Raw genomic sequence first — 10,457 nt, 5'->3', positions numbered from 1 at the left:
CCGCCGTACGCAGCCGGGGCCGGTTCACCCGCAACTCCGTCGTCCAGCCCAGCGCCGCCGACTGGGCGACCGTGCTCCTGGCGGCGCTGCGCCGCCGGCTGGCCGCGCTGGAGTCCGCGCCGGAGCGGGCGCCGCGTCTGGTGTTCTTCCAGCACGACGAGGTGATGGTGCATGCGCCGGAGCGGCACGCCGAGGCGGTGGTCGCCGTCATCCGCGACTCCGCCGCCGAGGCCCGCCGTCTGGTGTTCGGCGACACCCCGGTCCGCTTCCCGATGGAGGCCGTCGCGGTCGCCTGCTACGCCGACGCCAAGTAGCCAGGTAGGGGCCGCCCGGCGAACCCGCGGCCCGGGTCAGCTCGCGCGGACCGGGTTCCACGACGGCCGGGAGTTCAGCGCCTCCACGTCCACGTCCGTCGTACGCCGCCAGCCCTCCCGCAACGCGGTCAGCTCCTCGGCGGTCAGTACGTCCGCGATGTCGGTGAAGCCGTCCGGCGCGCGCTCGGCGACGACGTCCAGGATGCGGTCGGCGGCCATGTCGCGGCACGCCCGCACCACCGCGTTGGCGTCGTCGATGCGCGCCTTCTCGTACGCCTTCAGCCCCTCGGCGGGGTCGTCGTAGCGGGACAGCTCCAGCGCGAGCACCCGTGCGTCGATGACGGCCAGCGACCCGCCGTTCGCGCCGACCGGGTACATCGGGTGGGCGGCGTCGCCGACCAGCGTCACCCGGCCGCGGCTCCACCACGGCAGCGGGTCCCGGTCCACCATCGGGTACTCCAGGATCTGCGGTGACTCCGCGATCAGCGCGGGCACGTCCAGCCAGCCCAGCCGCCAGTCGGCGAAGTACGGCAGCACGTCCTCGACCCGGCCCTCGCGCGTCCAGTCGGCGGTGGTGGTCTCGACCCGGGTCTCGGGGGAGACCCGGACCTCCGCCACCCAGTTCACCAGCGCCCGGCCGCGGTCCTCGGCCGGCTTGGAGATCGGGTAGCACACGAGCCGGCCGAAGCGGTGCGCACCGGCGACGATCATGGTGCGGCCGGTGAGGTACGGGTCGGTCTCGGCGATGCCGCGCCACATGCGGATGCCGTTCCACAGCGGGGCGCCCTCGCCGGGGTGCAACCGGCGGCGTACGGCCGAGGAGAGCCCGTCGGCGCCGATCAGGACGTCCGCGCGCAGGGTCACCGGCGCGCCGCCCGTACGCGCGTGCAGGCGCACCTCGACGCCGTCGGCGTCCTCGGCGAACGAATCGAACACGAGGCCGGTCCGTACGGCCCCGGGGCCCAGCCGCTCCACCGCCGCGTCGAGCAGCAGCATCTGGAGCTCGCCGCGGTGGATGGAGTACTGCGGCCAGTTGTATCCGGCGTGCCGGCCGCGGGCGTTGGCGATGATCTCGTTCGCGTGCCGGTCCATGCGGAGCATCTCCCGGGTCGGGATCCCGGTCGCCTCCAGTGCGTCGCCGAGCCCCAGCTCGGTCAGCTCACGTACGGCGTGCGGCTGGAGGTTGATGCCGACGCCGAGCGGCAGCAGGTCGCGTACCGCGTCGACCACGATCACCTCGGCGCCTGCGGCGTGCAGGCTCAGTGCCGACGTCAGACCGCTGATGCCGGCACCGACGATGAGGGCCTCCAAGGGTCAGGAGGCGGGCACGGCGTTGTCGCGGACGAGACGCCCGACCTCCGAGCGCAGGTGGACGAACTCCGGGAGCTCGCGCGTCTCGATGCGGTCGCGTTCGGCGGGCAGCCCGACGTCGAGGTCGGCCATGACCCGGCCGGGGGAGCGGCCCATGACGAGGACGCGATCGCTGACGTAGACGCTCTCGTCGATGTCGTGGGTGACGAGGAGGATCATCATGTCGCTCGCCGAGTGCGCGCGCAGGAGCAGGTCCTCCAGGTCCTCACGCGTCTGGGCGTCCACCGAGCCGAACGGCTCGTCCATCAGCAGCAGCGTCGGGCGGTAGGCCAGCGCCCGCGCGATGGCGACGCGTTGTTGCATGCCGCCGGAGAGCTGCCAGGGGAACTTCCCGGCCGCGTCGGCCAAGCCGACCTCCTCCAGCGCCTCCTGCGCGGCGGCGCGGCGGGCGGCCTTGCCCAGCCCGCGGCGGCGGAGGGGGAAGGTCACGTTGTCCCGTACCGACAGCCAGGGCAGCAGGGAGCGGGAGTAGTCCTGGAACACGACGGCGAGGTCGTCGGGCACGCCGTTCACGGACCGGCCGGAGAGCCGGATCTCCCCGGTGGTCGGGGTGATCAGCCCGGCGACGGCGCGCAGGAGCGTGGATTTCCCGCAGCCGGACTTGCCCACGATGCTGACGAGCTCGTTCTCGCCGACTTCGAACGAAACATCGTCCAGAGCCGTCTGTTCCCCGTACGTGTGAGTGAGTTTCAGCACTTCAAGCACGATTATGAACCCCACAGCTCCGAGTAACGGAAGCGCCAATAATAACGTAGCTCCGGCAAGTGCGACATAGGCGACGCATCATGCGATGCAAGTCTCATGCCGCCGGCCGGATACGACAGATCACCTTACGGAGGCCGTCAAGCGCGCCCTGACGGCGGAGGCCGGCCGTCCCGCGGGGAGTGAGTGCGGAACGGCCGGCGACGACGTGCGCGAACGCCCGGGAAGGTGTTACAGGACGCCGGAGACGTCGTAGTGCTGCTTGATGGCGCCGAGCTCGGTCATGAGGTCGGCGACCCGCTGCAACCGCGTCTTGCTCAGTGACGCTGGGTACGTGCCGAGGGTGATGGTCTGCGCCACCTGCGGCGAAAGGCCCTTGACGTAGGTCGGCAGGATCTGCCCGACCTGGTTTCGGTCGGTCGCCGCCGTCTGTGCCTTGGCCATGGCCCGCTGGAAGGCCGCGACGGTCTTAGGGTTCTGCTTCGCGAACTTCTGCGATGTGAGGTAACCGCCGACCGGAAGGTCGGCCGTCGGACCACTCATCGTGTCCAGGATCACGCGGGCGCCGAACTTCTGCTGTGACTGGCTCAGGAAGGGCTCAGTCATGAAGGCGGCGTCGATCGAGTGGTTCTGAAGCGCCGCCGGCATGTTCGGGTACTGGATCTCGACGAGATGAACCTGGTCGGGGGTGACTCCCTGGTTTTTCAGCGCCGCGTCGGTCAGCAGCGACGGGAAGCCCTTCGTATTGATGAGACCGATCTTCTTGCCGACGAGTTGCTTCGCGTTGTGAATGGGGGAGTTCGGCAACGTGATCAAGGGGTACAGATTGCTGCGGCCCTGGTAGCCGTCGGTCACGACCTTGACCTTTACGCCCTGGGTCGCCGCCTGGACGATCGGGATGTAGGAGCTGTAGGAGAAGTCCACTCCGCCCGACATGACCCGAGAAATCGTCTCAGAGCCATTGGCCAGAATGGTGGGGGTGACATTGAGGCCTTCGGCCTTGAAGTAGCCCTTGCTGCGTGCCAGGTAAACGGTCGCCGCGTCCGGGATCGGGAGAACACCCACCTTGATGTCGGTCTTCTCCGGCCCGCTCGAACTCTTGGACGAATCCGACCCGCCACAGGCGGTGAAAGCCGACACGGCAAGCAGGGTAAGGGCTGTCGCATAAGTCCAGCGACGGATTTTCATGAAGCTCCTCGAGAGGGATTTCGCGCTAGACCCTCAGTCGGCGTGCGCAGGGGAGGGGGCAGGCGTGGACCACCGGCTTCAGGTCCTGAAGTTAACAGCCGGGCCAGAGTATAGGCCTGCAACATCGGTATGTCTGGGCACCATCTGTAAATTTGGTAACAGATGCGGACGTTCAGGACGTTCGTCACAGAGAGTGCGCAAAGGATGCGCGGAGTGTGGCATTGGTCACGTTTTTGTCACGGTCGGGAAGCCGGCCTGTCATGAGGGAGTCACGGGACAAGTCACCCCTATTCGGATGAATCGGGTGCTATAGCATCCGAGGCGCACTGAAGGGCCGTCAGCGAACCCAGCAGTTCCGCGGCCCGGCCCGCGCGCGGGCCGGAGGCTCGGCCACGGCGCGCGCCGGACCGGTACGGCCGTCGGCATCCCAGGAAAAGAGGGTCATGTTCCCAGTCCCACCGATCCCTGTCCCGACGTCGGCCCGCCCGGCGACGCACCCTCACGAAGTCCGGGCGGACCGGTCCGCGCCGGCCGCCGGGAGAGCGGCGTGACGGGCGCGGGCCGCAGCGGCGGGCGCGCCGTACTGGAGACCCTGCGCGCCTGGGGCGTGCGCCGCGTCTTCACCTGCCCGGGGAGCACCGAGGCGGCCTTCCTCGACGCGACGCTGGATCATCCGGACTTCGAGGTCGTCCTTACCCCGCACGAGTCCATCGCCGTCTCGGCGGCCGACGGCTACGCGCGCGCCACCGGCGAGCCCGCCGTCGCGTACCTGCACACGCACGTCGGCCTGGCCAACAGCCTCGGCCACCTGAACGCCGCGCGGCTCGCCCACTCTCCGGTGGTCGTGCTCACCGGCCTCAAGCCCGCGCTCCTCCAGTCGCACCGCAGCTTCACGTGCGTCCCGGACACCGGCCGCCTGGTCGAGCCCTACGTTCGCGCGCAGTGGCAGTCACTGCGGACCGAGGACATCCCCGCGGATCTGAACCGCGCCTTCCGCCTGGCGCTCACCGAGCCGGCCGGGCCGACGTGGGTGGGCCTGTCGCAGGACCTGATGAACGACACCTGCACCGCCCCGGTGCCGGACCCGCAGCGGTACCGCCCCCGTGCGCGTACCGCCCCGGACCCGGAGCTGATCCGCGAGGCGGCCGGGCTGCTGGCCTCCGCCACGAGCCCGCTGCTCGTGGCCGGGGCGGAGGTCGCCCGGCACGGCGCGGTCGGTGACCTGGTCCTGCTCGGCGAGCTGCTCGGCGTGCCCGTGGTCAACGAGGACCGGCGGACCTACGAGCGGCCGGGCTTCCCGATGTCCCACCCGAACTTCGCCGGTCTGTACGACGCCCGGCGCGCGACCGTGCGCGACAGCGACGTGATCGTCTTCGCCGGTTGCCGCTGCTTCACCGAGTTCGAGGTGCCGGTCGGGCCCGACGTGCCCGAGGGCGCCCGCGTCGTCCACATCCATTCCGACGCCGCCGAGATCGGCCACATCTACGGCGTGGACACCGGCATCGTCGCCGATGAGGGGCTGGCGCTGTCCGCGTTGCTCGAGGCGCTCCCGCAGGACGGCCTGGCCGCGCGGGCCGGCCGGGTGGACGAGGCGCGCGGGGAGTACCTCGCCGACACCGGTCCGCTGCCGCCGGAGCGGGACGACGTCGAGAACGTCGCCGCGGTGGCCGACGCGCTCGCCGAGCAGGTCGGGGAGAACACGACCGTCGTCGGCGACGCGACGACCACCGGGGCGATCCTCCTGCGGCGGCTCCCGCAGAACCCGCCGCACCAGCACTACACGACCTCTTCCGGGTCGCTCGGCTGGGCGATGGGCGCCGCGCTCGGCATCAAGCTCGGGCTGCCCGAGCGCGATGTGGTGGCCGTCCTGGGCGACGGAGCGTTCCAGTTCGGTCCCCAGGGACTCTGGGTGGCCGCCCGCTACCAGATCCCGGTGACGTACGTCGTGATCAACAACGAGTCGTACGCGGCCGTGGCGGCCGCCCTGCGGCGGTACGGCGGGACCGCGGTCGAGCGTGGCGAGTTCCCGGGCAAGGACCTGTCCGGCGTCGACGTGGCCGCGATCGCCCGCGGGTACGGCGTGTTCGGCCAGCGCATCCACGACGCCGCCGAGCTCGGCGCGGCGATGGCCAAGGCGCGCGCGCACCCGGGCCCGTCGCTGATCGAGGTCATGACCGACCCCGACTATCTCGGCCCCTGATCGCCCCGAACCGGCAAGGAGCGGCCCGCCGGAGACCGGCGGGCCGCTTCCGTTGTTCCGGGACCTACGGATCCGTGCGGCGGGCGCCGCGGTGCCAGGAGAGGAGACGCCGCTCCACCCAGAGCAGCAGCGCGTTGAGCGTGTACCCGAGGATGCCGAGCAGCACGATGGCCGACCACATGTCCGGCAGCTGGAAGGAGTCCTTGGCGGTGTAGAGCGTGTAGCCGATGCCGTTCGTGCCGCCGACCATCTCCGAGATCACCATCAAGATGATCGACATCGACAGGCTGACCCGCAGGCCCGCGAAGATCTTCGGTGCGGCGGAGGGCATGATGATCAGACGGAAGCGCTCGAACCGGGTGAGTGCGAACACGCGCGACAGGTCCATCTGCACCGGCTCGACCGAGCGCGCCCCGTCGATCGAGTTCAGCAGGATCGGCCAGAGCACCCCGAAGACGATCACCGCGAGCCGCATCGTCAGGCCGAGTTTGAACAAGACGATGAACACCGGGATCAGCGCGGGCGACGGGATGGCGCGGAAGAACTGGATCAGCGGGTCGACGTAGTCGAGCAGCCGCCGTGACCGCCCGAGCAGCACGCCCAGCCCGACCCCGAACACCACCGCGATGCCCCAGCCGGCGAGCATCCGCCCGATGCTGGGCAGGATGTTCCCGGTGGCCGCCGGCGTGAGGAAGAGGTGGCTCGCCGGGCCGGTCAGCCACAGCTCGTACATCCGCTTGGCGATCGTCGTCGGGGCGGGGAAGAAGATCTTGTCGTCCTCGGGCACCGCGACGTACGTCGCGAGCTGCCAGAGCGCGACCGCCACGGCGAAGACGATCCACCGCAGGAGCAGACCCGTCGGCCCGGACCGGCCGAACGGCCGGGTCCTGCGCGACGCGGCCGCGACGGGCGCGGTCGTGGTGGGGGCGGTCATGAGGCCCTCCCGAGACGCTCGAAGTGCCAGCGGAACAGACGCCGTTCCAGGGCGCGCATGGCGAGGTCGATGAGGAACCCGAGGAGGCCCGCGATCCCCGCCGCCGCGAAGACGACGTCGGCCTGGCCGGCGTTGGCGCTCGCGTTGAGGATGAAGATGCCGATGCCGTGCTCCCCGCCGCCCGAGATCAGCTCGGTGCTGATGGTCACGATGAGGGCGATCGAGGACGCCACGCGAATTCCCGTCGCCACGAACGGCGCGACGCTCGGCAACGCGACACGGGTGAGGATGACGAGCCGGCCCATTCCGAACGACCGCGCCATCTCGCGGGGAACCGGGTCGACGTCGCCCACCGCGTAGATCGTGTTGATGAGGATCGGCCAGACCGCTGCGTACGCCGCCAGCGTCTGCTCGATCTGCGCCTGTTCGGCGATCATCAAAATGACGAGCGGGATCAGCGCCACCGCCGGGATCGGCCGCAGGAACTCGATGAGCATCCGGACCGCGGAGTTCACGAACGGCAGGCTGCCGAGCAGGAGGCCGACGGGCACCGCGATCACGGCCGCGATGAGCAGCCCCACGGCCCACGCGGTGAGCGTCCAGCCGACGTCGTGGAGGAACCCGCCGTTCACGATGAGCCGGGCGGCCCGCGCCAGCACGGCGGATGACGGCGGCAGGTAGGAACGGTCGACGAGGCCGATCCGGCCGATCACCTCACCGATCAGGAGGAAGACCAGGACCCCGACGACGCCGCGGACGATCCGGCCTGCTCGTGGTTGCTTTTTCTCATTTCGCTGGCCCGCGGCGCGGATGCGACTACCTGCAATCGAATCCGTCGCCGGGACCGGTGTCCTGACACTGCGGTCAGCCAATGCTCACTCCCTGGACGGCCGTGGTTACCGGCCTGACGTGCGCGGAATGTGGCAACGCGCCGCGGAACGGCGCCGTCCTGCCGACGTAGCGTTCGGAGCCGCCTTGGGCCTGACGGTGGGGAGAACCTATCGTAAAGACGTGATACGGGCCTTCCGGCATTGATTGACCTGGTCGGGGCTGGTTACTTTCTGTAGTGCGGTGGTGTGCCATCTGTGTTCCGGACCGTCCGCTGCCCGTGAACGGCGAATGAGCGCCCATATTGATGACCGGTGAGTCGTCGCCGAGAAACTCTCCGTGACCATTGCTCTCGGTTCGATCTCTTCCGGAGCGAGGTCTCGTCCACTACTTGCCGTAGAGCACGCGCGGCGGCAATGATGTTGGCCGCAAATCAGTCGGTGCCCACCTTCAGGGCAGGATGATGCAGAAAGCAGAGAAATTTAGATAGGTGGGACATAGGATCGCCTCGGATATATACAGATGGTTCGTTTTGGGAAGCGAGACCACTCTGTGTAGGCGAAACCGTGCTCGGCCGGCGGACCTGCCTCCCGTCGATCGATCGCATCGTCCGGCAGGCCCGACACGGTTCGATCCGGTGAGACGCAGCGGAAGGTAGTGTGGACAGCGACGGAGATCGGACGCGGCAGAGCGCCGCGGACACATCCCAACCCGTGGACGAGGCCCCGAGCCGCCCCAAACGGCGACTCGCGGGGCGTTTCGCCCTACGCAACTGGAAGGTGTCCGCTCGGCTCGTCGCGCTCATCGTCATCCCGACCATCGTGGCCGGCGCGCTTGCGGGCCTGCGCGTCAACAGCGCCCTGGCGAACGCGTCGACGTTCGGCCGAATCGAGCGGCTGGCCGCACTGGGTGACAAGCTGAGCGTGCTGACGCACGCGCTCGAGGCCGAGCGCGACACGACGGCCCTATATGTGGCCTCTTCCGGGAAGAGCGCGAGCAAGGACGACCTGCAGCGCGTCGAGGGGCAGGCGGACTCGGCCGTCCAGGGGGTGCGCGCCCAGGCCAGCGGCATCGACGGCTCCTATCCGAGCCAGACCCGGACCCAGGTGCGCGACATCCTGAACCGGCTGAACCAGCTGGCCGGCCTGCGGGCGGAGGCGACACAGACCAAGCTCCCGCCGGACGCGACGATCGACAAGTACAGCGAGTTCATCACGGACCTGCTGAACTTCGACGACAAGATCGCCCAGGACGGCTCGAACTCCGACCTCGACGACGCCGCCCGCGCGCTCGACACGCTGGCCGCGGCCAAGGAGGACTCCTCCAGGGAACGGGGCTTCCTCGCGGTGGCGCTGGCGACCCATGGGTTCCAGCCCGACGCGTTCAACGAGTTCCAGTCCGCGCGCAGCCAGCGTGACACCGACATCGCGGCCTTCCAGGCGTCCGCGACACCGGCGCTCGCGCAGCTCTACTCCGACACGGTCGCCGGGCCCGAGGTCGACCAGGCGGAGCTGATCCGCCAGCAGGCGGTGACGCAGGCGAGCAAGTCGGCCGACCTGTCGCTCGCCGGCATGGGCGTCAACGCCGACCCGCGCAAGTGGTTCAACGACATGACCGTGCGCTCGGACAAGATGCGCGCGGTCGAGGACCAGGTCGTCCACAACCTGCTGAGCAAGAGCCACAGCCTGAAGAGCCAGGCGCAGCGGTCGGCGATGCTGATCGGCGGCCTGCTGCTCGTCGTCCTGCTGCTCGTGATCCTCGCGGTCGTCATCGTCGCCCAGTCGCTGGTCCGGCCGTTGCGCCGGCTGCGAGGAGGCGCGTTGGAGGTGGCCGGCTCCCGGCTGCCCGACTTCGTCCGCCGGCTGCGCGAGCCGGACGTCGAACAGGTCGGCTTCGACGTCGAGCCGATCGAGGTCGACTCCACCGACGAGATCGGTGAGGTCGCGCGGGCCTTCGACGAGGTCCACCGCGAGGCGGTACGCCTGGCCTCCAACGAGGCCATGCTGCGGGGCAACGTCAACGCGATGTTCGTCAACCTCTCCCGGCGGAGCCAGTCGCTGATCGAGCGCCAGCTGCGCCTCATCGAGGACCTCGAACAGAGCGAGCAGGACTCCGGCCGGCTGGACAGCCTCTTCAAGCTCGACCACCTGGCGACCCGCATGCGCCGCAACTGTGAGAACCTCCTGGTCCTCGGCGGTCAGGAGCAGGCACGGCGGTGGAACAAGCCGGTCGCGCTCGTGGACATCGTCCGCGCGTCCCTGTCCGAGGTCGAGCAGTACGAGCGGATCACGCTGCGGATCCAGGACGAGGTCTCGGTGAACGGCCGGGTCGTCAACGACCTGGTCCACCTCGTGGCGGAGCTGGTGGAGAACTCCACCTCCTTCTCGCCCGAGCACACGAAGGTGGCGGTGTCGGGACACCTGCTCAGCGGAGGCGGGGCCATGCTCCAGATCTCCGACAGCGGGGTCGGCATGTCGCCGGAGGAGCTCGAAGAGGCCAACTGGCGGCTGGCCAACCCGCCGACGATCGACGTGTCGGTCTCCCGGCGCATGGGCCTGTTCGTGGTCGGCCGTCTCGCCCAGCGGCACGGCATCCGGGTCGAGCTGCGCGCCGCGCTGTCCGGCGGTCTGACCGCGTTCGTCATCCTCGCGCCGAACACGATCATGCAGGACCCCGGGAAGATGCGTCCGCAGCGGCTCGACTCGTTCGGCGGACCGTCGCTGGACCGCGGCCCGGTCTCGCCGGTGCAGCCCCTGCAGCCGGTCCAGCCCGTGCAGCCCCTTCAGCCGCCGACCGTCCGCGGTGAGATCGACCGGTCGGAGGAGACCGGACGGCCCGGTCCGGGCGGACGGCCGGGTGAGAGCGGGCGGCCGCCCGTGCCGGACACGCCGCGCGAGCCGCTGCGGTCCCACGGCACGCC

The 10,457-nt window shown here is 69.8% G+C and carries 7 protein-coding genes and 1 pseudogene; 3 read left to right on the top strand and 5 right to left on the bottom strand.

The features are described 5' to 3' along the window. Positions 1–314, top strand: a pseudogene (locus ACFFNX_RS31185) (bifunctional 3'-5' exonuclease/DNA polymerase); the annotation flags it as partial. A 36-nt stretch (positions 315–350) separates the two neighbouring features. Here ACFFNX_RS31185 and ACFFNX_RS31180 read toward each other — a convergent pair. The 3 genes from ACFFNX_RS31180 to ACFFNX_RS31170 all read right to left on the bottom strand — a co-directional run bounded on the left by ACFFNX_RS31180 (position 351) and on the right by ACFFNX_RS31170 (position 3,575). Beyond that, positions 351–1,625: a flavin-dependent oxidoreductase gene (locus ACFFNX_RS31180; protein WP_378209453.1), complete on the bottom strand. Its 1,275-nt coding sequence runs from the start codon at positions 1,623–1,625 to the stop codon at positions 351–353. A 3-nt stretch (positions 1,626–1,628) separates the two neighbouring features. Further along, positions 1,629–2,381 carry an ABC transporter ATP-binding protein gene (locus tag ACFFNX_RS31175; protein WP_378209452.1) on the bottom strand — a complete coding sequence of 251 codons (753 nt, stop codon included), beginning with the start codon at positions 2,379–2,381 and terminating at the stop codon, positions 1,629–1,631. A gap of 237 nt (positions 2,382–2,618) precedes the next feature. Beyond that, positions 2,619–3,575 (bottom strand): ABC transporter substrate-binding protein, encoded by a 957-nt coding sequence (locus tag ACFFNX_RS31170; RefSeq protein ID WP_378209451.1) that lies wholly within the window; start codon positions 3,573–3,575, stop codon positions 2,619–2,621. 547 nt (positions 3,576–4,122) lie between these two features. Between ACFFNX_RS31170 and ACFFNX_RS31165 the strand changes: the two genes are divergently transcribed. Next, on the top strand, positions 4,123–5,775 hold the full coding sequence (locus ACFFNX_RS31165; protein WP_378209450.1) for a thiamine pyrophosphate-binding protein: 1,653 nt from the start codon (positions 4,123–4,125) through the stop codon (positions 5,773–5,775). Between the two features lie 64 nt (positions 5,776–5,839). Here ACFFNX_RS31165 and ACFFNX_RS31160 read toward each other — a convergent pair whose 3' ends face one another. Together ACFFNX_RS31160 and ACFFNX_RS31155 are read right to left on the bottom strand one after the other, a co-directional pair. Continuing rightward, positions 5,840–6,709, bottom strand: a complete 870-nt coding sequence (locus ACFFNX_RS31160; RefSeq protein WP_378209449.1) for an ABC transporter permease — start codon at positions 6,707–6,709, stop codon at positions 5,840–5,842. Continuing rightward, the gene (locus tag ACFFNX_RS31155; RefSeq protein WP_378209448.1) at positions 6,706–7,581 is read right to left on the bottom strand and encodes an ABC transporter permease; all 876 of its coding nucleotides are present in this window, start codon (positions 7,579–7,581) and stop codon (positions 6,706–6,708) included. The genes ACFFNX_RS31160 and ACFFNX_RS31155 overlap by 4 nt, the downstream gene beginning before the upstream one ends. 669 nt (positions 7,582–8,250) lie before the next feature. Between ACFFNX_RS31155 and ACFFNX_RS31150 the strand changes: the two genes are divergently transcribed. Next, positions 8,251–10,457, top strand: a 2,207-nt coding sequence (locus ACFFNX_RS31150; protein ID WP_378209447.1) for a sensor histidine kinase, incomplete at its 3' end; no start/stop codon positions are given.

The sequence above is a fragment of the Actinoallomurus acaciae genome (assembly GCF_042429965.1).
Classification (GTDB): Bacteria; Actinomycetota; Actinomycetes; order Streptosporangiales; family Streptosporangiaceae; genus Actinoallomurus; species Actinoallomurus acaciae.
This window is presented reverse-complemented; position numbering and strand designations above follow the sequence as displayed.